The sequence below is a fragment of the Rhodopseudomonas palustris genome, assembly GCF_034479375.1.
In the GTDB taxonomy this organism is placed as follows: Bacteria; Pseudomonadota; Alphaproteobacteria; order Rhizobiales; family Xanthobacteraceae; genus Rhodopseudomonas; species Rhodopseudomonas palustris_M.
On sequence record NZ_CP140155.1, the window covers coordinates 3,439,212 to 3,458,735 of the forward strand.

Annotated in this window: 24 protein-coding genes; all 24 read right to left on the reverse strand. The window is 65.7% G+C overall.

What is annotated here, in order from left to right; genetic code table 11:
• Positions 1 to 846, reverse strand: a complete 846-nt coding sequence (locus tag SR870_RS15590; RefSeq protein WP_322514451.1) for an electron transfer flavoprotein subunit beta/FixA family protein — start codon at positions 844 to 846, stop codon at positions 1 to 3.
• 351 nt (positions 847 to 1,197) lie between these two features.
• A complete protein-coding gene (gene nifW / locus SR870_RS15595) occupies positions 1,198 to 1,569 on the reverse strand; it encodes a nitrogenase stabilizing/protective protein NifW (RefSeq protein WP_322514452.1) in 372 nt (123 codons plus the stop codon).
• A 160-nt stretch (positions 1,570 to 1,729) separates the two neighbouring features.
• The gene (gene nifV, locus SR870_RS15600; protein ID WP_322514453.1) at positions 1,730 to 2,911 is read right to left on the reverse strand and encodes a homocitrate synthase; all 1,182 of its coding nucleotides are present in this window, start codon (positions 2,909 to 2,911) and stop codon (positions 1,730 to 1,732) included.
• Positions 2,904 to 4,127, reverse strand: a complete 1,224-nt coding sequence (gene nifS / locus SR870_RS15605; protein WP_322514454.1) for a cysteine desulfurase NifS — start codon at positions 4,125 to 4,127, stop codon at positions 2,904 to 2,906. The genes nifV and nifS overlap by 8 nt, the downstream gene beginning before the upstream one ends.
• Positions 4,124 to 5,125: a Fe-S cluster assembly protein NifU gene (nifU, locus tag SR870_RS15610; protein WP_322514455.1), complete on the reverse strand. Its 1,002-nt coding sequence runs from the start codon at positions 5,123 to 5,125 to the stop codon at positions 4,124 to 4,126. Before nifU ends, nifS begins: the two co-directional genes overlap by 4 nt.
• Before the next feature lie 28 nt (positions 5,126 to 5,153).
• Positions 5,154 to 5,474 (reverse strand): iron-sulfur cluster assembly accessory protein, encoded by a 321-nt coding sequence (locus SR870_RS15615; RefSeq protein WP_322514456.1) that lies wholly within the window; start codon positions 5,472 to 5,474, stop codon positions 5,154 to 5,156.
• A gap of 576 nt (positions 5,475 to 6,050) precedes the next feature.
• Positions 6,051 to 6,761, reverse strand: coding sequence for a nitrogen fixation protein NifQ (locus tag SR870_RS15620; RefSeq protein ID WP_322514457.1), 711 nt, complete (start codon positions 6,759 to 6,761; stop codon positions 6,051 to 6,053).
• Between the two features lie 8 nt (positions 6,762 to 6,769).
• Positions 6,770 to 7,084, reverse strand: a complete 315-nt coding sequence (fdxB, locus tag SR870_RS15625) for a ferredoxin III, nif-specific (RefSeq protein WP_011501503.1) — start codon at positions 7,082 to 7,084, stop codon at positions 6,770 to 6,772.
• Positions 7,085 to 7,142: 58 nt separating this feature from the next.
• Positions 7,143 to 7,349: a CCE_0567 family metalloprotein gene (locus SR870_RS15630; RefSeq protein ID WP_322514458.1), complete on the reverse strand. Its 207-nt coding sequence runs from the start codon at positions 7,347 to 7,349 to the stop codon at positions 7,143 to 7,145.
• Positions 7,350 to 7,360: 11 nt separating this feature from the next.
• Positions 7,361 to 7,831, reverse strand: a complete 471-nt coding sequence (locus SR870_RS15635) for a NifX-associated nitrogen fixation protein (protein ID WP_322514459.1) — start codon at positions 7,829 to 7,831, stop codon at positions 7,361 to 7,363.
• Positions 7,828 to 8,226, reverse strand: coding sequence for a nitrogen fixation protein NifX (gene nifX, locus SR870_RS15640; protein WP_322514460.1), 399 nt, complete (start codon positions 8,224 to 8,226; stop codon positions 7,828 to 7,830). Before nifX ends, SR870_RS15635 begins: the two co-directional genes overlap by 4 nt.
• Positions 8,227 to 8,272: 46 nt before the next feature.
• Entirely contained in the window at positions 8,273 to 9,667 is a 1,395-nt protein-coding gene (gene nifN / locus SR870_RS15645; protein ID WP_322514461.1) for a nitrogenase iron-molybdenum cofactor biosynthesis protein NifN, read from the reverse strand.
• Between the two features lies 1 nt (position 9,668).
• Complete coding sequence (gene nifE / locus SR870_RS15650; RefSeq protein ID WP_322514462.1) at positions 9,669 to 11,135, reverse strand: nitrogenase iron-molybdenum cofactor biosynthesis protein NifE; 1,467 nt, start codon at positions 11,133 to 11,135, stop codon at positions 9,669 to 9,671.
• A 51-nt stretch (positions 11,136 to 11,186) separates the two neighbouring features.
• Complete coding sequence (nifK, locus tag SR870_RS15655) at positions 11,187 to 12,746, reverse strand: nitrogenase molybdenum-iron protein subunit beta (protein WP_322514463.1); 1,560 nt, start codon at positions 12,744 to 12,746, stop codon at positions 11,187 to 11,189.
• Positions 12,747 to 12,838: 92 nt separating this feature from the next.
• Positions 12,839 to 14,302, reverse strand: a complete 1,464-nt coding sequence (gene nifD, locus SR870_RS15660; protein ID WP_322514464.1) for a nitrogenase molybdenum-iron protein alpha chain — start codon at positions 14,300 to 14,302, stop codon at positions 12,839 to 12,841.
• Between the two features lie 65 nt (positions 14,303 to 14,367).
• Positions 14,368 to 15,270 (reverse strand): nitrogenase iron protein, encoded by a 903-nt coding sequence (gene nifH, locus SR870_RS15665; RefSeq protein WP_322514465.1) that lies wholly within the window; start codon positions 15,268 to 15,270, stop codon positions 14,368 to 14,370.
• 581 nt (positions 15,271 to 15,851) lie between these two features.
• Positions 15,852 to 16,754, reverse strand: a complete 903-nt coding sequence (locus tag SR870_RS15670) for an SIR2 family protein (protein ID WP_322514466.1) — start codon at positions 16,752 to 16,754, stop codon at positions 15,852 to 15,854.
• Between the two features lie 11 nt (positions 16,755 to 16,765).
• Positions 16,766 to 17,053 carry a hypothetical protein gene (locus SR870_RS15675; protein ID WP_322514467.1) on the reverse strand — a complete coding sequence of 96 codons (288 nt, stop codon included), beginning with the start codon at positions 17,051 to 17,053 and terminating at the stop codon, positions 16,766 to 16,768.
• 2 nt (positions 17,054 to 17,055) lie between these two features.
• Positions 17,056 to 17,262: a putative nitrogen fixation protein NifT gene (gene nifT / locus SR870_RS15680; protein ID WP_322514468.1), complete on the reverse strand. Its 207-nt coding sequence runs from the start codon at positions 17,260 to 17,262 to the stop codon at positions 17,056 to 17,058.
• A gap of 12 nt (positions 17,263 to 17,274) precedes the next feature.
• Positions 17,275 to 17,532, reverse strand: a complete 258-nt coding sequence (locus SR870_RS15685; RefSeq protein WP_322518282.1) for a nitrogen fixation protein NifZ — start codon at positions 17,530 to 17,532, stop codon at positions 17,275 to 17,277.
• A complete protein-coding gene (locus SR870_RS15690) occupies positions 17,532 to 17,831 on the reverse strand; it encodes a nitrogen fixation protein NifZ (RefSeq protein WP_322514469.1) in 300 nt (99 codons plus the stop codon). Before SR870_RS15690 ends, SR870_RS15685 begins: the two co-directional genes overlap by 1 nt.
• The gene (locus SR870_RS15695) at positions 17,828 to 18,634 is read right to left on the reverse strand and encodes a 4Fe4S-binding leucine-rich repeat protein (protein ID WP_322514470.1); all 807 of its coding nucleotides are present in this window, start codon (positions 18,632 to 18,634) and stop codon (positions 17,828 to 17,830) included. Before SR870_RS15695 ends, SR870_RS15690 begins: the two co-directional genes overlap by 4 nt.
• Positions 18,624 to 19,163 carry a hypothetical protein gene (locus SR870_RS15700; RefSeq protein WP_322514471.1) on the reverse strand — a complete coding sequence of 180 codons (540 nt, stop codon included), beginning with the start codon at positions 19,161 to 19,163 and terminating at the stop codon, positions 18,624 to 18,626. The genes SR870_RS15695 and SR870_RS15700 overlap by 11 nt, the downstream gene beginning before the upstream one ends.
• Position 19,164: 1 nt before the next feature.
• The gene (locus SR870_RS15705; protein ID WP_322514472.1) at positions 19,165 to 19,521 is read right to left on the reverse strand and encodes a HesB/IscA family protein; all 357 of its coding nucleotides are present in this window, start codon (positions 19,519 to 19,521) and stop codon (positions 19,165 to 19,167) included.
• Positions 19,522 to 19,524 lie beyond the last annotated feature (3 nt).

A 19,524-nucleotide genomic window follows, 5' to 3' on the forward strand; every position in this document is an offset into this window, starting at 1 on the left:
TCAAAATCCACGCGCGAGCTCGAACATGTCGGCTTCGAGTTTCGGCCGGAGCTTGAAGATCTCGTCGATCAGCGCCTCCGCGGGCGGCCGGCCGGCCGGCTCCACCACCACGGCCTTCTCGGAACGCGCGGTCGGCGCGAACACGCGCTTGACCACGGTCGGCGAACCGCGCAGGCCGCATTTGGAGATGTCCTCGACGCCGGCGTCCTGGGCGCTCCACTTCACCACCTCGGCGCGCGCCGCGGTCAGCGCGTTCAGCATGGTGCCGCGACGCACCTCGTTGGTGCCTTCCAGCATGGTGATCAGGCAGGGCAGCCGGCTGCGCAGCACCTGGACGCCACCCTCGGAGCGGCGCTCGACCTCGATGCTGCGGCCGGCGAGATCCAGCGACGCCACCTTGGAGACGTAAGTGAGCTGCAGGAAGTCGAGCCGCTTGCAGATCCCGGGGCCGACCTGCGCGGTATCGCCGTCGATGGTCTGCTTGCCGGTGAACACGATGTCGGGCTCGCCATAGGTGGCGCCGATCTTGCGGATCGCGGAAGCGAGCGCGTAGCTGGTCGCCAGCGTATCGGCGCCGGCGAAGAAACGATCGGTCAGCAGCACCGCGCGATCGGCGCCGAAGGTCAGCGCCTTGCGCAAGGAATCCTCGGCCGACGGCGGCCCCATCGTCAGCACCGTGACCTCGCCGCCGAATTTGTCGCGCAGCCGCAGCGCCTCTTCGAGCGCGAACAGATCATACGGGTTGATGATCGTCGGCACGCCCTGGCGCATGATCGTATTGGTGACCGGATGGACGCGGATCTGCGCCGAGTCCGGGACCTGCTTGATACAGACGACGATATGCATGGTGAGCTCCGCGCTTGCTGACACGACGACATCAGCCTGACACAGGGACATCAGCAAGCCTCGTACCAACTTTTCCGCCGGCGAAATTCGACCGATAAAGCAACGGTTTGCGCCGGACCGGCGAACGCCTTGGAATGGTTCTCGATGAACGCGACCCGACAAGTGTGACACTTGTCAGGAAGGCGACAGCGCTTTCGATAAGGACGCCCGGAATATCCAGCCCCGTCATGGCCGGGCTCGTCCCGGCCATCCACGTCAGCGCACGACAGCACCAAGAACGTGGATGGCCGGCACAAGGCCGGCCATGACGGAAGGATGCGTACGATCTTTGGTGAAAAAACTTGCTGGCGGCTATTTCAAATCGTCGAGCGAGACGAAGGCCGGCCGACGCGGCGATTTCGGCGCCACTGCGTCCTTGAGCACCTTGAAGACGCGCTGATCGAGCGGCGACGATGCGACGAAGTCGGCGTAAGCGCGCTCCAGCACCGCCTTGCAGCGCGCGGTCGCTTCCGGCACCGGCAGGCCGTCGAGATCCTCGCCGGCGAGATACTGGCCCATCCGCTTCAGGATATGCAGCCGCGCCACATTGACGACGCTCGGATCGTAGGCGACGTCGAGCAGCTGGAAGAACTCCTCCGCCGAGGCAGCGCGCTGCAACTGTCCGATGATCTCGGCCGGCGCTTGGGGGTCGCTGTGTTGGGAAGTGGCCTGGGTCGCGCTCATGTCATTCTCCTTCGGATGTGGCTTGCGGTGAAGCCCTCAGCTCCGTCGTTGCGAGGAGGCGAAGCCGACGAAGCAATCCAGCGCCATGCACCGAGCCTCTGGATTGCTTCGTCGCTGCGCTTTTCGCAATGACGAAGGACCTCATCGCCAATCTGGTCACTCAGGCGCAGTTCGGCAGCGTGCGGTCGTGAACCTCACGCCAGATCGCCGTCAATGTCTCGTTTCCGACCGGCCCCTTGTGGGCGACGGCGTGCAGGCGCACTTGCGCCAGAATGCCCTGCGCCTCCTCGGCCGTCGCCGGCAAATTCAGCTTGGCCAGCGACGAAATGATCGCCGACAGGCCGGAATGCTTGCCGATCACGATGCAGTTGGCGCGCCCAAGCAGCACCGGATCGAGCGACTGATAGGTGCGCTGGTCCTTGAGCAGGCCGTCGACATGGATACCGGATTCGTGGGTGAAGACGTGTTCGCCGACGATCGCCTTGTTGAGCGGAATCGTCCGCGCCGCGGCGGCCGCCACCACATCGGCGACATGGCCGAGTTCGGACAGCACGATGCCGGTGTCGCGGCCGTAGAGCTGCTTCAGCGCGACGGCGACCTCCTCCAGCGGCGCGTTGCCGGCGCGCTCGCCGAGCCCGATCACGGTGACCGAGGCGTGGCTGGCGCCGGCCTGCAGCGCCGCCAGCGTATTGGCGGTGGCGAGGCCGAGATCGTCGTGGCCGTGGAATTCCAGTTCGAGATCGGTGGTGGCGCGCAGCGACGCCAGCAATTTGTAGCTGCTGAACGGATCGAGCACGCTGAGCGTATCGGCGATCCGGAACCGCCGCGCGCCCGCCGCCTTCGCGGTGGCGATCACCTGCGCCAGAAACTCCGGATCGGCGCGCGACGAATCCTCGCCGCCGACCGCGACGTCGAGGCCGTGATCGCGGGCATAGCCGACCACACGCTTGACGGTCTCGATCGCGTTCGATCGCTGGCCGCCGAGCTTGGCGGCGATCTGCACATCGGAGACCGGCACCGAGACGTTGACCATCGCCACGCCCGACGCCAGCGCCGCGTCGACATCGTCGGTGCGCATCCGGCACCAGGCGATCGTCGTCAGCGGCAGCCCGGCCTCGACGATGGTGCGGATCGCCGCGATCTCGTCCGGGCCCATCGCCGGCGTCCCGGCCTCGATTTCCGGCACGCCGGCCTGCGCCAGCGCGCGGGCGATCGCGAGCTTTTCGGCGGCCGAGAACGCGACGCCCGGCGCCTGTTCGCCGTCGCGCAGCGTGGTGTCGTTGAGCACGACCGGCGTCGCGACGGCCTTCGGTGCGGAGGCGGGTCCGGTGATATCAAGCATGGGCGCGCCCGAGCAAAGGTCCGTCATCGGCGTCGAACGGCGAGATCGCGCGCAGCTTCGCGACCACGCCGGGGATGACGGCGAGCGCGCGGTCGATATCGTCGTCGCTGTTGTCGCGCGACAGCGAGAACCGCACGCCGCCGCGCACGGTGTCCTCGGCGACCTTCATCGCCATCAGCACATGCGACGGCTCGAACGAGCCGGTCGAACACGCCGAGCCCATCGAGGCGGCGATGCCGGCGCGGTCGAGCAGCGTGACGACCGCTTCGCTGTCGATATAGGAGAACGCGATATTCGAGGTGTTCGGTAGCCGCTCCGCGCGGGCGCCGACCGCGACGCAATGATCGACGCGCGCCAGGATCTCGCGCTCCAGCCGGTCGCGCAGGCCGCGCACCCGGATGTCCTCGTCGGCCATCGCCTCGGCGGCGAGTTCGGCCGCCATGCCGAGGCCGACGATGCCGGGCACGTTCTCGGTGCCGGCGCGGCGGCCGCGCTCGTGCTGGCCGCCCTTGATCTGCGGCTTGAAGGCCGCGCCGCTGCGGACATACAGCGCGCCGATGCCCTTCGGGCCGTGCAGCTTGTGTCCCGACAGCGACAGCATGTCGATCGCGGTGGACTGCAGTTCGATCGGGCATTTGCCGACCGCCTGCACCGCATCGGTGTGGAACAGCGCGCCGACCTCTTTGGCGAGTTCGGCCAGATCGGCGACCGGATTGATCACGCCGGTCTCGTTGTTGGCCCACATCATCGACACCAGCGCGACGCGATCGGACAATGCCTCGCGATAGGCGACGATGTCGAGGTGGCCGTTGCGATCGACCGGGACGACGTGGACGCGGATGCCCTTGTGCTTCTCCAGCCAGGCGCACAGCGACAGCACGGCGGGGTGCTCGACCGCGGTGGTGATGATCTCGCGCCGCCGCGGCGCGGCTTCCAGCGCCGACAGGATCGCGGTGTTGGCGCTCTCGGTGCCGCCGGAGGTGAAGATCAGCTCGTGCGGATGCGCGGCGCCGACCAGCGCCTGCAACTGCTCGCGGGCGTGCTTCACCGCGCGCGCCGCATGGCCGCCGAGCGCGTGCTTGGACGACGGATTGCCGAAATAGCCGGAGAAGAACGGCAGCATCGCATCGACCACGCGCGGATCGGTGCGCGTGGTGGCGTTGGCGTCGAGATAGACGATGTTGGTCGGCGGCTGTGCGACGCGGGACTCCGTCATGACACCGGCACCACGCGTAGCGGCCGGCCGATCTTGTCGACGAGCCTGGCCTGAACGCCGGACAGCGTCACCGAGGAGAGCTGACAGCCGACGCAATTGCCCGACAGCCGGACATAGACGATGCCGTCTTCGAAACTGACGAGTTCGCAGTCGCCGCCGTCGCGCTGCAGATGCGGCCGCAATTCGTCGAGCGCCTGCGCGATCAGCGTCGCTTGCGACGGCGCATCGACGCCGACCCCGGCGGCGACGGGCGCGGGCGCCGGACGCGGCGGCGGGCTCTTCGGCGCGGCGCGCAGATGCGCCGGCGCGGCCTTGGCGGCGAAAATGTTGGTCGCCGGCTGCGGCGCGCCGTGCGGCTTGAGATCGACCGCGCGTTGCGGCGTCGAGCCGAGCCGATACGCCTCGCGGGACTCGATCAGCCCGTCCTCGACCATGTCGGCATTGACCCGCGCCAGCAGGCCTTCGACCTGCTTGAAGCACGAGCTGCAGCTCCCCGCCGCCTTGGTGTAGTGAGTGACTTCCTCGACGCTGGTCAGCCGGTTGAAGCGGATGGTGCGCTCGATCATCATCTGGCTGACGCCGAGGCATTTGCAGGACGGCGCAGCGTCGGCTTCGCCGAGTTCGGCAATGCCCCGATAGGACCCGATCGCCTTCTGCAGCGCCTCGTAGCCCATCACCGCGCAATACATCCGCTCCGGCGGCAAGCCGCCGAGATAGTCCGCGATATCCGCCGCGCCGAAGCCGCCGGCTTCGTCGAGCGTCTTGCCGGCGATCAGTTCGGTGACGGCGGAGGACGCCGCGATCGCCGAGCTGCAGCCGAACGCCTGAAACCGCGCCTGCTCGATCCGGTCGGTCTGCGGATCGACCCGCAGCATCAGCTTGACGGCGTCGCCCCAGCGCAGCGTACCGAACGAGCCGACCGCGTTGGCCTGCGGCAGCACGCCGGCATTGCGCGGACTGGAAACGTGTTCGTCGAGCCTGGCGAGATGATCGAGCATGACGACACTCCGTGGCTTGAAGGGGACCTCAGCCGAACGACTTGCCGCAGCCGCATTTGTTCTCGGCGTTGGGATTGTCGAAGGTGAAGCCGGAGCCTTCGAGGCTCTCGACGAAGTCGATCGTCATGCCGTTGAGCAGCGGCTGCGAGTCGGGATCGACGAACACCATGACGCCACCGGCTTCGACGACCGCGTCGTCGGAGCGCGGCGCGGGGTCGAGCCCGATCAGATATTTGTAGCCGGCGCAGCCGCCGGCCTCGACCATGATGCGTAGTCCGCCTTCGGTCTTGCCGGCGCGAGACATCGCAGCCTTGACGGCGTTACCGGCTTGTTCGGTCAGATTGATCATGATCGGCCTCCGTGCATTGGGTCCGACATGAGCAATTGCAACCGCCGTGCCAGCCTGCGGCGACGCAAAAAGGCGCTGTTTTTGCTGTCTATTTTTGATCACCGCGACCAATGTCAGGGTTGCGACATGGTCGCGAAGGCGACGGTTTCCGACAATCGATCGCAGCTCACTCCTCACCCTCCCCTGGAGGGGGAGGGTCGGCGGGTAGCGCGCGTAGCGCGGTACACGACGGGGTGGGGTGAGCCGCGAGCACGGCACTCGACAACGACGCCACCCCACCCCGCTCGCTACGCGAGCGACCCTCCCCCTCCAGGGGAGGGTGAAGCGCGTCGTGACCGCAAATTTTCATCGATCGCCCTGCGCCTGCGGGTGTCGGATCGCATATGGAAATTGGAGAGTGACCGCGCCGGAGCGTTCTTCACCCTCCCCTGGAGGGGGAGGGTCGGCGCGCAGCCCGCGTAGCGGGATGCGTGACGGGGTGGGGTGAGCCGCGGGCACGGCGGAAGAACTCTTCGCCACCCCACCCCGCTCGCTACGCTCGCGACCCTCCCCCTCCAGGGGAGGGTGAAGCCCATCTCACGCCACGCCCGCCGCGCGCTGTTCGATCTCGCGCCGGCGGCCGGCCATCCGGCTTTCGCCGCTCTCGTCGCCGAAGCATTCGGCGAAGTCGTTGCACTGCGAACACACCGGCGCGCTGCACATCACCATGCCGTCGTCCTCGCAGAGCTTGCGATAGAAGAACCGCTTCCAGCGCATGTTGCGGGTGTTGTCGCGCGCCAGCGGGCCGAAGTGCCGCATCAACAGCCGCGTCAGCTCGGTGCGGTCGCGCAGGCCGAGATCTTCCCAGAGGTGATCCGGCTCCATCGCCCGGCGCGCCACCATCGTGGCGAGCCAGCGCCCGACCTCGCCCGGCGTCGAGCGATGCGCGAGCAGAAGATCGCGCACCATCGCGGCCTCCTCGTCGGCGTCGGGCTCGCCCGAGGCGAGCACCGACAGCAGCACCGAGATGTGCGGGAAGAACGCGGTCACCAGCGCGACGAAATCGTCGGCGCCGAGGCCGCAGCGCGCGTTGATCGGGCCGGGCTCGGCCATCGCCGCCGACAGGATCGACGCCAGCACGTGGCGATCGAACGCGTGGTCGTCATCGATCGATGCATCGGCCGGCAGGCCGCCGGTCAGCGCCCGATACACGATCGCCGGCGACGACGCGAAGCCGGACGCGGCGACGCGCAGCGGCAGCTTCGCCGCCGACGCCACGTCTGCCTGCTGCTTCGCCGCGCCGATCATGATCGCTCCTAGAGCCCGAGTTCGCTGGCCTTGACGTGGGTCTGACAATCCTTCGGACAGACCCGGTTGCAGGCCGAGCAGCCGATGCAATTGCCGGCCTTGTCGAGCACCATCACCTTGCGGACGAATTCCTCGTCGTCATCGTCGTCGTTCTCGAGGCTGCAGCCGACCAGTTCGCCGTCCTCGTTGACGCCCATCAGGTGCATCACGTCGCGCGAGCAGACCTTGTAGCAACGGCCGCAGCCGATGCACTTGTCGCCATCGATCGCGGTGATGTAGGTCGGTTCCCACGGCTTGCCGTCGCGGGATGAAAAGATCGTCATGGTAATCGCTCCTGGCGCGGCCTTCGCCGCGCGGTTCGGGCTGTCGCTGCGGCCGCGCTCACGCAGCCTTGGCTTCCAGCTCCTTCAAGGTCTTTCGCGCGGCTTCGAGCGCCGCATAGGCATCGTGGGTCTGCTGCGCGACGGTCATGATGTTCTGCCAACTGATCGGCAGCTCTTCCGACAGATCGTGCAGATTCATCTTCATCGTCGTGGCGCGCGCCGACAGTTTCTTGATTTCGGCCTTCAGCGCATCGATATCGGACATGGCTGTTTCCTTCAGAGCGCCGCGACCTCGGGGAATTTCCGGATCATCTCGACGCCGGCATCGACCAGTTTGTCGCCGTCCTCGGCGAGCTTGCCGAGATTGTCGAAGCCGAACCGATGGACGTCGCGCATGTGCTTGTTGACGACGATCAGCCGGCCGGCGCTGAGGATCATCCGGCCGAAGCCTTCGTGATGCATCTTCATCATCGGCGACACCATGATCCTGGTCTCGCGCTCGATCGACAGCGCCACCGCGTTGTAGAACAGCTCGAGCCGCCACAGCGTCTCCGGATCCGGATCGCCCATCAGCGGGATCTCGCGGCGCTTGGCCTTGTCGATGATGAAGGGTTCGAGCAGCTTGAGATCGGACTTGCTCTCCCAGACGCCGTGGGTGTCCTGGGCGCGGAGCTGCTTGACCAGTTCCTTGACGAACAGCGAGTCGAGCGCGGCGTCGGCAGTGGCTGCTACTTCGGTCATGGTCATACCTCGTCCGCGAAATCGAGCTTGCGTTCTTCGCCCTTCAGCAGCGCCTTGCGCAGCCACGGCGGCGGCACGCCGCGCAGCACGCCCTGCAGCTTGACCAGCAGTTCGGCGATCGGCTCCGGTTGCGCGAGCTTCAGGGGATGCACCTGCGCCGCGACGACGCGCGCCGCACCCGAGCCGCCGATCGCCGCGCAATACACGATCGCGCAATCGCGGATGGCGTCGATCTTGGCCGCGAGCTTGTCCTCGTTGCCGTCTTCCTGCTCCTCGGCGAACTGCACCGCCTCGACGAAGCGATAGTCCTCGGCGGTGACCTCGTAGATCGCGAGGTTCCTGGCCCAGCCGAAATGCGCGTCGACGCGCGTCAGATCCTGGGTGGCGAATGCGACCTTCATGCCGCGCCTCCGTTGCTGTGCATCGACAGTCTCCTTCTGGTCCGAACTAATGAGCCGTAGCCGCCGCATCGGCCTGATCCCGATCGCCGATCGCGGCGCTGCGCCAGTCGTCGACATGCGGTTCCTTGATGGCGGCGATGAACAGATTGCCGATCGCGAAGATCAGATCGCGGCTGCCGCGATAGCCGACCGCGACCTGATGCGCGGCGCCGAGCCGGTCGAACATCGGAATGCCGACGCGGAACAGCGGCACGCCGAGCCGCTCCGACGCCTGACGGCCGTGCGAATGCGTCACCAGCAGATCGCAATCCTCGGCGCGGGTCTCCAGATCTTCCAGATCACCTATCAGCACTTCGTCGGCCGGCACCTGCGCCAGCGCCGGCGATTGCGTCGTGGTCACCGCGGCGGCGACGCTGCAGCCCATGTCGGCGAGCCAGCCGCCGATATTCAGCAGCATGTCGGGCTCGGCGCCGATCGCGACCTGCTTGCCGCCGAAATAGAAGTGCCCGTCGAGCATGGCGTCGACGAGCTGGCTGCGCTGCCGGCGATATTTTTGCGGCACCGGCCGGCCGCTGATCTTGGCCAGCGTCGCCATCAGCTCGTCGCCCGCCGCCAATCCAGTGAGCCGCCGCAGCAGCGTGAACGGCACGCCGGCCTTGGCTTCCAGCGTGGCCGCCGCCTTGCGCATCTGCTCGCCGAGCGCCAGCGTGTGCGCCGCGCCGCCCATCGCCGCGACTTCGGCTACCGACACGCCGCCATGGGTGGTCGGGGTGAAATCCTCCGGCAGATGGCCGTCGAGCGAGCCGGAGATATCCGGCAGGAACGTCGGCACGAGGCCGAACGCCTCGATGATGTCGCGCAGCTCGTCGATGTCGCCCGGCGTGAGGTGGCTGCCGGCCAGCACGTTGAGCCGTGCCGGATCGCGCGCCGCGCCGGGCGCAGGCGCCTCGACCAGCAGCTCGACGATCTTGGCGACCGTGGCGGCAAAACCGTCCTCGAACGCGCCCTTGAAGTCCGGCGTCGACACCGGCACCAGCGCGACGTGCGCGAGTTCCGGATGCTTGCGGCGGACGTCCCTGATGAAGCCGTCGAGATCGTCGCCCTTGATCTCGGTGACGCCCGTGGTGCAGATCCCGATCACGTCGGGCTTGGTGCGGCCAACGATGTTGACGATCGCCTGCTCGACATTCTCGAAGCCGCCGAGCACGGTGGCGACTTCGCTCATCGCGGTGGTCTGCATCGGGATCTGTTCGCGGAAGTGCCGCACGAACAGCACCAGCCCGAACGAAGTGCAGCCCTGCGAGCCGTGCAGCAGCGGCATCGCATTGCGCAGCCCCATCAAGGCCAGCGCCGCGCCGAGCGGCTGACTCATCCGCAGCGGATTGACGGTGCAAGCCTTGCTTGACGTGACGACTTTCGTCGATGTCACAACCTCGGCCATCTCACGCCACCTTTGCGGCGGGCGCGGCCTCGGCGGCGCGCTGAGCGTCGTCGGCCGCATTGGCGGCGTCGGCGCGGGTTTCCCAGCTCACTTCGTCCCACGGCGGCGCCGAGCGGACCTGGTCCCAGATCGGGTTCGACAGCGCCTTGTCGATCTGCCGCACCATCTCGACGATGCCGACATAGCCACAGTACGCGTAGGAGCGCTCCTGGTTGATATCCATCCAGGGCATCCGCGCCTTCAGCGCGACGAATTGCGAGCGCCCGCCCGACAGCATGATGTCGGCCTGCGCCTCTTTCAGCATCTTGTACATTTCGCGCGGCCGCAGATCGTCGATCAGATGGACGTCGGGGCTCATCTCCTTGAGCCGCTCCTTGTCCTCCTTGGTCGACTTCTTGACGCTGGTGCCGACGATGGTCAGCCCGGCTTCCTGCAGCGCCAGCACCACCGACCACGACTTCACGCCGCCGGTGATCAGCAGCACCTTTTTGCCTGCGAGCCGCGGCGTATAGGCCTTGATGGCGGCCCAGGCCTTCGCCTCCTCGCGCGCGATCAGCGCCTCGACGCGGTCCATCAGCTCGGCGTCGGCGCCGCGCGCGATCAGCAGCCTGGCGATCTGGCGCAGCGAATCCGAGGTGTCGGTGATGCCGTAGAACGAGCCTTCGAAGTACGGAATGCCGTAGCGCTCTTCCATCTTGCGGGCGACATTGATCATCGCGGTCGAGCACACCATCATGGCGGCGCGGGCGCGATGCGACTGCGCCACCTCGTGATAGCGCGCGTCGCCCGACAGGCAGGACAGGATGCGGATGCCGAGTTCGTCGAGCAGCGGCTTGACCTGCCACAGCTCGCCCGCGACGTTGTATTCGCCGATGATGTTGATGTCGTAGGCGGTGGTGACTTCCGGCTCCTGGGTGCCGATCACGTAGTCGAGCATCGCCTCGCCGGCGAGCTTGTTGCCGAGATTCTTCGGGCCGACGAAGCCCGGCGCGATGATCGGGATGCAGGGCTTGCCGAATTTCTCGGCCGCCACCTTGCAGACCGCGACGATGTCGTCGCCCATCATCGCCGGCACGCAGGTCTGATACACGAACACCGCCGGCGGGTCGTACTTCTCGATGATTTCCTTGATCGACCGGAACAGCCGCTTCTCGCCGCCGAACACGACGTCGTTCTCGCTCATGTCGGTGGTGAAGCCTGTGCGATACAGCTTCGAGCCCGACGATTTGGTGCCGCGATTGTCCCAGGACGAGCCTTCGCAGGCGATCGGGCCGTGCACCAGATGGGCGACGTCGACGATCGGCTGCAGCGCGATCTTGGCGCCGTCGAAAGCGCAGCCGCCGGCCGCGCCGCCGGGCTGCAGCGGTTTGCTGCAGCCCTTCTTGCGTTGCTTCTCGGACTTGGCCTGATTGTCCGCACAGCCGGGCTCGTTGAAGACATCTTGGATCTTGTCTGCGAGACGGCTCATGCGACGCTCCTGAGGATCAGGTAGTCCGAGACTTTGGTATCGCCTTCGGCATCAGCGGATGATGTCGAAGGACAGGTCGGTCTTGCCGGCGATGTTGGTGGCCTTGTCCATTTCGTCGAAGATCTTGTCGAGGATCTTGACCAGCACGTTCATCGTGCCCTGGTAGCCCCAGATCGGCGAGCGGTGATGGTGGTGGCGATCGAACACCGGGAAGCCCATGCGGATCAGCGGCGTGCCGGTGTCGCGCTCGAGATACTTGCCGTAGGTGTTGCCGATCATGAAGTCGACCGGCTCGGTGAACAGCAGCGAGCGCAGGTGCCAGAGATCCTTGCCGGCATAGACCTTGCAGTTCGTGCCGAACGGCGAGGACGCCAGCAGTTCGTTGACCTTGGCTTCCCAGTTCTTGTTGCCGTTGGTGGCGAGGATGTGGGTCGGTTCGCCGCCGAGCTCGAGGATGAATTCGGCCAGGCCGTAGCACAGGTCCGGATCGCCGAAGATCGCGAACTTCTTGCCGTGGATGTGCGCCGAGGAGTCGCCGATGGCGTCGACCAGCCGGCCGCGCTCCTTGGTCAGCGCTTCGGGGATCGCCTTGCCGGTGATCCGCGACACCGCCTGCAGGAAGCGGTCGGTGCCGGTGATGCCGATCGGTGAGTTGAGCGCGACCACTTCCTGGCCGTGCGCCGCGATCGTCGCCAGCGTCTTTTCGGTGCAGAATTCCTGCATCGAGATCGTGCCCTTGGCGTGGATGGCGTTGGCGGCCTGCTCCAGCGTGGTGCCGCCGTCATACATCCGGAATTCGCCGTCGGCCGGGGTGTCCCAGACGTCGCTGTTGTCGCCGAAGATGGTGTAGTCGACTCCCATCAATTCGAAGATCCGCTTGACCTCGCGGATGTTGCCGACGGTGTTGCCGTCGAAACCGCCGAGGAAGTTGACCGACTCGTTGGGCTGGCGCTCGAGCTTCGGCGTGGTGCCGGACTTGCCGTCCCAGAAATGCTCGACCACGCCCTTCATGGTGTTGTCGTAGCCGGTGATGTGGCTGCCGACGAACGCCGGGGTGTGGGCGTAGGTGACGTCGAAGTCCTGCGGAACCGAGCCCTTTTCCTTCGCGTTCTTGATGAAGGCGTTGAGGTCGTCGCCGATCACTTCGGCCATGCAGGTGGTCGACACCGCGATCATCTTCGGCTTGTACAGCGCGTAGGAATTCGCCAGGCCGTCGATCATGTTGTTGAGGCCGCCGAACACCGCGGCGTCTTCGGTCATCGACGACGAGACGCAGGAGGTCGGCTCCTTGAAGTGCCGCGAGAAGTGGCTGCGATAATACGCGACGCAACCCTGCGAGCCGTGCACGAACGGCAGCGTCTTCTCGAAGCCCACCGCGGCGAACACCGCGCCGAGCGGCTGGCAGGCCTTGGCCGGGTTGATGACCAGGGCTTCACGCGCGAAGTTCTTGTCCTGATATTCCTTGGTCTTGGTCCAGTCCGACACGCGCGCCACTTCGGCTTCGCCGACGGCGTTTTCGAACTGCTTGCGCTTGTTGTCCATCATGTCCGCGTATTCGGGCTGATGGAAGAGATCGAAATGATCCCGGATCTTTTCTACGGTCTCGGTCATGTTGATGTTCTTTCCCAAGGAATTCGGGGACACGGGGCTTCCGGTGGATCGCACCGGAAGCCTGTGTGACGAGTTGGTTCAGCTCAGAACCTTCAGCTCCAAGGCGCCTTGGTCAGCTTCCAGATCGGGGCGTTGATGGCGATGTCCATGTCGCGGGCGAAGATGGCGAAGCCGTCATAGCCGTGATACGGGCCGGAATAGTCCCACGAGTGCATCTGGCGGAACGGCACACCCATCTTCTGGAAGATGTACTTTTCCTTGATGCCGGAGCCGACCAGATCGGGCCGGACCTTCTCGACGAACTTCTCGAATTCGTAGCCGGTGACGTCGTCGTAGATCAGCGTGCCGTCCTTCACGTAGTGGGTGGTGCGCTGATAGTCGTCGTTGTGGCCGAATTCATAGCCGGTGCCGACCACTTCCATGCCGAGATCTTCGTAGGCGCCGATGACGTGGCGCGGACGCAGGCCGCCGACATAGAGCATGACCTTCTTGCCTTCGAGGCGCGGACGATAGCGATCGACGATCGCCTGCATCCGCGGCTTGTACTTGGCGATGACGCGCTCGGCGCCTTCCTTGATCTTGTCGTCGAACTTCGCGGCGATCTCGCGCAACGAGGCTTCGATCTTGGTCGGGCCGAAGAAATTGTACTCGACCCACGGGATCCCGAACTTCTCTTCCATGTGCCGCGTGATGTAGTTCATCGAGCGGTAGCAGTGCAGAATGTTCAGCTTCGCCTTCGGGGTGTTCTCCAGCTCGGCGATGGTGCCGTCGCCGGACCACTGCGCGATCACCCGCAGGCCCATTTCCTCGAGCAGGATGCGCGAGGCCCAGGCGTCGCCGCCGATGTTGTAGTCGCCGATGATCGCGACGTCATAGGGGGTCGATTCGAAGGTGGCGACCTTGTCGCCGGCCTTGTCGAACACCCAGTCGCGGATCACGTCGTTGGCGATGTGGTGGCCGAGCGACTGCGACACGCCGCGGAAGCCTTCGCAGCGCACCGGGATGATCGGCTTGCCGTCATACTGCTTGGTCTTGGCCTTGGAGACCGCCTCGATGTCGTCGCCGATCAGACCGATCGGGCATTCCGACTGCACCGAAATGCCGCGATTCAGCGGAAACAGCTCCTGAATTTCGTCGATGATCTTGCCGAGCTTCTTGTCGCCGCCGAAGACGATGTCCTTCTCCTGGAAGTCGGAGGTGAACTGCATCGTGCCGAAGGTGTCGATGCCGGTGACGCCCTTGTAGTAGTTGCGGCGCGAGCCCCAGGAATACTGGCCGCAGCCGACCGGGCCGTGGCTGATATGGACCATGTCCTTGATCGGACCCCACACCACGCCCTTGGAGCCGGCGTAGGCGCAGCCGCGGATCGTCATCACGCCCGGGATCGACTTGATGTTGGACTTGACCGAGCACTCGGCCTTTTCGGCCTCGTAGGTGTTGAGGTGCTTGGCGCGGCGCTTGGCGGATTTGTCCGGATAGGCTTCCAGGACTTCGCCGATCAGCTGCTTGTTGCGTTCCTTGATGTCCGCGGGGGATTCTGCGACTGCGGTGCTCATCGTTGTTCCTCGGTTAGGGGCCGCCGGGGAGCCGGCCGCGCGAGGCGGCCGGCCCGGCTGATGGATCAGGCGGTTGCGGCGGCCGCGGCCTTGGCGGCTTCCTTTTCGGCGAGCTCGGCGAGCGCCTGCTCGTCGGTCTTCATGATGCCGAAGTCGAGCAGCATGCCTTCCAGCTCTTCCATGGTGATCGGCGTCGGGATCGTGCCGTTGCCGGAGTTGGCGTGGATCTTGTTGGCCAACTGCCGATATTCCTGCGCCTGCTGGCTGTCGGGCGCGTATTCGATCACGGTCTGGCGGCGCAGCTCGGCGTGCTGCACGATGTTGGCGCGCGGCACGAAGTGGATCAGCTTGGAGTTGAGCCGGCCGGCCAGCGCTTCGGCGAGGTCGAGCTCGCGGTCGGTCTGGCGCTCGTTGCAGATCAGGCCGCCGAGGCGGACGCCGCCCGACGAGGCGTACTTCAGAATGCCCTTGGCGATGTTGTTGGCGGCATACAGCGCCATCATCTCGCCGGACATCACGATGTAGATTTCCTGGGCCTTGTTCTCGCGGATCGGCATCGCAAAGCCGCCGCAGACCACGTCGCCGAGCACGTCGTAGGAGACGTAGTCGACATCCTCATAGGCGCCGTTCTCTTCCAGGAAGTTGATCGCGGTGATGACGCCGCGGCCGGCGCAGCCGACGCCCGGCTCCGGACCGCCGGCTTCGGTGCACTTGATGCCCTTGTAGCCGATCTTCATCACGTCTTCGAGTTCGAGGTCCTCGACCGAACCCGCTTCAGCGGCGAGGCTGAGCACGGTGTCCTGCATCTTGGTGTTGAGGATCAGGCGGGTGGAGTCCGCCTTGGGGTCGCAGCCGACGATCAGGATCTTCTGACCGAGCTCGACCAGCGCCGCGAGGGTGTTCTGCGAGGTGGTCGACTTGCCGATGCCGCCCTTGCCGTAAAATGCGATTTGCCGAAGTGCCGCCATGTTTTCTCTCCGTTGTTCTCGAGCCGTTGATCGATGTGCGCGAACCGCGCAGCCTCATTCCGTTAAAACCGTCGCACGGCTCAGAAGCGGATGTTGCCCTTCGCTGAGACTGCTCAGCCAACATCCCTCGCCTTGCTGATCCCTGTTTTGCAACCGCCGTGCCAATCGCTGCGGCGAACGAAAAGGCGAGCGTTTACGAGCGGATAGCGAACAATCGGGGATGTCCTACGCAGATGTTTCGAATCCGACATGCGGCGCCGTCGGCCGACATCGCGGGGATTGGCTGTTAGAAACGAAACAAACTGATACCGGTGGCGGGGCTACACGAGAGATCGTCGCAATTGGCGTTCCGCCATCGCCCCGTCATTGCGAGGAGCGACAGCGACGAAGCAATCCACGCCACGGATGTGGCCTGGATTGCTTCGCTTCGCTCGCAATGACGGAGACGCCGACTGCTCGGCCGCGTCGGCATACCCGGCCTTAGGCTGGGCATCACGTCTTCTGCGCTCTGTGGCCAAGACGTGGATGGCCGGGACAAGCCCGGCCATGACGCGAAGGATGCGTGTGGTGAGTGAGACGAGCTACGCCGGCAGGCTCTGGTCCTGCAGCATCGGCGCCAGCGCCGCGACGAACTTCGCCAGCGGCCAGTCGATCCGCTCGATGGCCTGCTCTTCGAGGAAGCGCTCTTCGTTGCGGGTCAGGGTGTCGGGCAACACCGCCCAGTGGCGCGCCGAGGAGCGCTTCATGATCTGACGCGCGAACAGACGATCGAGCTGATTGTCGAAGCGGCAGCCCATGAACAGGAAATGCCGGCCGCGGCGCAGCTCCTGCACCGAAAACGGGATCGGCGTCTGAATGTCGATCTCGGTCAGGACCTCGACGAAGTCACTGTCGGACACCAGATAGTTGGTGGCCGGCGCCACCGAGCCGAGCGGCTGATACAGCAGCGTCGCCCAGGCCTGCGCCTCGTCGGGCGTCGGCGCGAACAGCGGCATTTCGCCCTCGACGACATTCGGATCGGGCCCGGTCGCCTCGCTGCCGTCGGGGCGATAGTAATTGATCCAGCGGCCGTGATGCTCGGTCTGGCTGACGCCCTGCGCCATGCCCCAATCGGCGCGACCCGCGAGCGCCTTCTGCGGCACGTCGTCATACCAGGCATGCACCAGCAACGGCAGATCGGGAATCGCCGCCAGCATCCGGTGCAACTGGTTCGGCGTGGCCGAGGCGCGAAAGGCTTCGGTCATCAGCGACGACAGCGTCTTGCGGTGCTTGAAATTCTCGATGTACTGCGCCGCGCCGGTGAGATTGGTGCGGACCTTGTGCGGCACCGTCGTCTTCGCGGTCAGCCGCGCCACCAACTCCAGCGGAGTCGCCGGAATCGGACAGGCCTCGCCGCCGAGCGCGAGCGCGCCGCAGCCGAGATAGGGAATGGCCTTGCCTCGCGCGAAGGCCGCGGCGACGTCATCGAGCAGTTGGGCCGGCATAGCGGTCTCCTTCACGACGCCCGCGATGGCGCGGCGGCTTTGTGATACGCGACGACCAGGCCGGTCGCCCGGGCGGGATCGCCGGTGATCGTCCAGCAGTGATCCGAACTGTCGACCAGGTAGAGGCTCAGTTGCGGACAGACGCGAAACGGTTGCTCATGATCGACGTCGGAGGCGTCGCATTGGGTCAGCGACAGGCCCGGAAAATGCTGCCGCAGGTTTGCCACCAGTTTGCCGCAAGCCTCCGTGTCGCCGAGCAGCGCGTCCAGCCGGGTGAGATCGTCGGCGGAAAGCGCCATGATCAGGCCAGCTTGCGGGCTTCGACGGTAATCGGCAGCCGGGTATCGGCCGCCATCGCCGGTAGTTCGAGCTGCCAGCCATTCGCCAGCGTGACTTTACCGCCCCACAAGTCCGGGTTTTCCATATCGATAATCGCCTCTTCGAGATCCTTCTTGGCCACATAGGCCGAAAGCTTGCCCTGCTCCGATCTGCGGATCATTACTTTCATCGATTCAAGTCCTTACATTTGGCCGGCGCGCGACGGCGCGAGCGGGGCGATTTCGTCCTCGAGGCAGCCGACGACGCGATTGCCTGCGAATTCAACCAGATAGACCGGCCGTTGAGTCTCTTCGTGCAGTCCGATCCGGACGATCTCGCCGGCATCGCCGCTCTTCACCAGCAGCGCATCGAGCGGCGCGTCCGGAAAGCTGCCGTCGTTGAAGAGGTCGATCTCGGCGCGAACCGGTTGACCCCATTGATATTTCGGCTCCGGCCCCATCACGCGACCTGCTGCGAGGCGGGCTGCTCGACCTCGGCCGAGATCAGCTCCTTGCGCTTCATGCCGACGATGCGGCCTTGGGCCACGAAGTCGACGCCGTAGATGTAGAACTGCTGCAGGAACGTGCCGATCGAGACGACGTAACCCTCGTCGCCCTTCTTCACCAGCACGTCGCCGATTTCCTTGCCCGGAAAAGTGCCGTCGTTACGGACGTTGATCTTCGCCCTAACCTTCTGGCCGTATTCGAATTCCGGCGGACCATCGAGTTCGACGATGTCGCTGTCGCGGCTGATATTCATGGTGTCGACTCCGTCACGGGCGTTGCATGGGGTTGGGACGAAACCGATCGCGCCGGCCCGGTGAAGCCGGTGCGGCTGCGGACCAGCTCGCGCACCAGCGGGTCGGGATCGTCGAGCAGTTCGGTCAGTTCGTAAGTGTCGATGCGGCTCGCCACTTCGTAGCGAATCCGCCAGTCTGGATCGTCGATCATCGCCAGCAGCCGGCCGGGCGACATCCGCCGCGCCGCCTCGAGCCGGACGTCGCCGTCCTTGTCGATCGCGATCTGCGCCAGCCATTCCGGGCCGATCCGGCGCGCCACTTCGCGGCGGACGCCGCTGTCGGGATCGAGCACCAGCAGCGGCAGCAACCCGGGCGACGCCCGTTTCGCCACGATCTGACGGACGTAGTAGTCGCTGTCGTTGACCATCGGCCGCAGATCCTCGTCGGAAAGCACCGAGGCGATGCGGATCCGCACTTCGCGATGCGGGTCGGTGCGCAGCGGCAGCAGATAGCGCTTCGGCAGCCGCCGCGCCGCGCTCCAGCGCACGGTCTCGTCGGGGTCCTGCAACAGGCGCGGCAATAGGAACACGGTGGCGTAGCCGGCCGCGACCGCGCGGGTTTCGAAATAGGGATGCATCAGATAATCGTCGGCGAGCGCACGATTCTGCTGGAAGAAGCGCTCCAGCCGCCGCGCATAGCGATCCTGCACGCAGGCCTTCTTCAGTTCGCAACGGCCGGCCGACAGCAGCTCGCGGTGCGGGCAAGACGCGCAATCGACCTCGTTGCCTTGCCAGTCGAGGGCCTCGTCGATGTCAGTCGTCATCGACCTCCCCTATCCGCCGCCAGACGTCGTGCAGCACGCCGGCATTGACCTTGTCGGACGGGTCGAGTTCGAGCAGCTTCTCGATCGCGGCGTGGCCTTCGTCGACATCGCCGACCCGCATCCGCAAGTACGCATAGGCTTTCAGCGCGAACAGATAGAACCGCGGCAGGATGGCGGCGAAGCTGGAAAATTCGGCGTCGGTGCGCCGGACCTTGCGCCAGTCGGCGTCGAGCCCGTTGTCGCGCGCCGCCTTCGCCAGGCAGATCTCGGCGACGCGCAGCGCCTCATCGAGCCGGCCTTTGTAGAAATAGAAGCGGTACAGCCCGATCAGCACGGCGGCGTGATCGGGCGCCAACGCCTGGGCCTCGCGCAGATGCTGCTCGGCGATCGCCTCGCTCTGATAGTCGCGTCCGGCCAGTTCGAGATGCCGCTGCGCCTCGGCCGGCAGCCCCGCACCGAGCAACGCGCCGCCGAGCAGCGACTGCTCGGGTCCGGACATCGTCAGCTCGCTGTGCAGGACATCCGGCATTTCAGAACTCGCGGAGTTGATGCAGATTCTGCTTCGGCGCTTCGACGGTGCCGCCGGAGCACTGGCAGTTCGACGGCTTCGGATCGTGGAAGATGAAGGCGCTGGACGTCGGCGTTTCCATGAAGTCGATCACGACGCCTTCGAGCAGCTTGCCGCTGTCCTCGGGAATGAACAGCCGAAGATCGCCATGCTCGACGACCTGATCGCCGGGCCGCGGCGATGCTTCGATATCGAACGCGGCCGACAGGCCGGAGCAGCCGCCGGAGCTGACGGCGAGACGGAAGCCGCCGGCGCCGCCGCTGAGCCGGACCATCCGGCGGATGAACTTCTCGGCCGAGGGCGTCAGATTAAGGTCCATAAT

Excerpts from the sequence above, each read along its gene's own strand:
- SR870_RS15590 (WP_322514451.1), bottom strand. The coding sequence starts at position 846 with ATGCATATCGTCGTCTGTATCAAGCAGGTCCCGGACTCGGCGCAGATC.
- nifW (WP_322514452.1), bottom strand. The coding sequence starts at position 1,569 with ATGAGCGCGACCCAGGCCACTTCCCAACACAGCGACCCCCAAGCGCCG.
- nifV (WP_322514453.1), bottom strand. The coding sequence starts at position 2,911 with ATGCTTGATATCACCGGACCCGCCTCCGCACCGAAGGCCGTCGCGACG.
- nifS (WP_322514454.1), bottom strand. The coding sequence starts at position 4,127 with ATGACGGAGTCCCGCGTCGCACAGCCGCCGACCAACATCGTCTATCTC.
- nifU (WP_322514455.1), bottom strand. The coding sequence starts at position 5,125 with ATGCTCGATCATCTCGCCAGGCTCGACGAACACGTTTCCAGTCCGCGC.
- SR870_RS15615 (WP_322514456.1), bottom strand. The coding sequence starts at position 5,474 with ATGATCAATCTGACCGAACAAGCCGGTAACGCCGTCAAGGCTGCGATG.
- SR870_RS15620 (WP_322514457.1), bottom strand. The coding sequence starts at position 6,761 with ATGATCGGCGCGGCGAAGCAGCAGGCAGACGTGGCGTCGGCGGCGAAG.
- fdxB (WP_011501503.1), bottom strand. The coding sequence starts at position 7,084 with ATGACGATCTTTTCATCCCGCGACGGCAAGCCGTGGGAACCGACCTAC.
- SR870_RS15630 (WP_322514458.1), bottom strand. The coding sequence starts at position 7,349 with ATGTCCGATATCGATGCGCTGAAGGCCGAAATCAAGAAACTGTCGGCG.
- SR870_RS15635 (WP_322514459.1), bottom strand. The coding sequence starts at position 7,831 with ATGACCATGACCGAAGTAGCAGCCACTGCCGACGCCGCGCTCGACTCG.
- nifX (WP_322514460.1), bottom strand. The coding sequence starts at position 8,226 with ATGAAGGTCGCATTCGCCACCCAGGATCTGACGCGCGTCGACGCGCAT.
- nifN (WP_322514461.1), bottom strand. The coding sequence starts at position 9,667 with ATGGCCGAGGTTGTGACATCGACGAAAGTCGTCACGTCAAGCAAGGCT.
- nifE (WP_322514462.1), bottom strand. The coding sequence starts at position 11,135 with ATGAGCCGTCTCGCAGACAAGATCCAAGATGTCTTCAACGAGCCCGGC.
- nifK (WP_322514463.1), bottom strand. The coding sequence starts at position 12,746 with ATGACCGAGACCGTAGAAAAGATCCGGGATCATTTCGATCTCTTCCAT.
- nifD (WP_322514464.1), bottom strand. The coding sequence starts at position 14,302 with ATGAGCACCGCAGTCGCAGAATCCCCCGCGGACATCAAGGAACGCAAC.
- nifH (WP_322514465.1), bottom strand. The coding sequence starts at position 15,270 with ATGGCGGCACTTCGGCAAATCGCATTTTACGGCAAGGGCGGCATCGGC.
- SR870_RS15670 (WP_322514466.1), bottom strand. The coding sequence starts at position 16,754 with ATGCCGGCCCAACTGCTCGATGACGTCGCCGCGGCCTTCGCGCGAGGC.
- SR870_RS15675 (WP_322514467.1), bottom strand. The coding sequence starts at position 17,053 with ATGGCGCTTTCCGCCGACGATCTCACCCGGCTGGACGCGCTGCTCGGC.
- nifT (WP_322514468.1), bottom strand. The coding sequence starts at position 17,262 with ATGAAAGTAATGATCCGCAGATCGGAGCAGGGCAAGCTTTCGGCCTAT.
- SR870_RS15685 (WP_322518282.1), bottom strand. The coding sequence starts at position 17,532 with ATGGGGCCGGAGCCGAAATATCAATGGGGTCAACCGGTTCGCGCCGAG.
- SR870_RS15690 (WP_322514469.1), bottom strand. The coding sequence starts at position 17,831 with ATGAATATCAGCCGCGACAGCGACATCGTCGAACTCGATGGTCCGCCG.
- SR870_RS15695 (WP_322514470.1), bottom strand. The coding sequence starts at position 18,634 with ATGACGACTGACATCGACGAGGCCCTCGACTGGCAAGGCAACGAGGTC.
- SR870_RS15700 (WP_322514471.1), bottom strand. The coding sequence starts at position 19,163 with ATGCCGGATGTCCTGCACAGCGAGCTGACGATGTCCGGACCCGAGCAG.
- SR870_RS15705 (WP_322514472.1), bottom strand. The coding sequence starts at position 19,521 with ATGGACCTTAATCTGACGCCCTCGGCCGAGAAGTTCATCCGCCGGATG.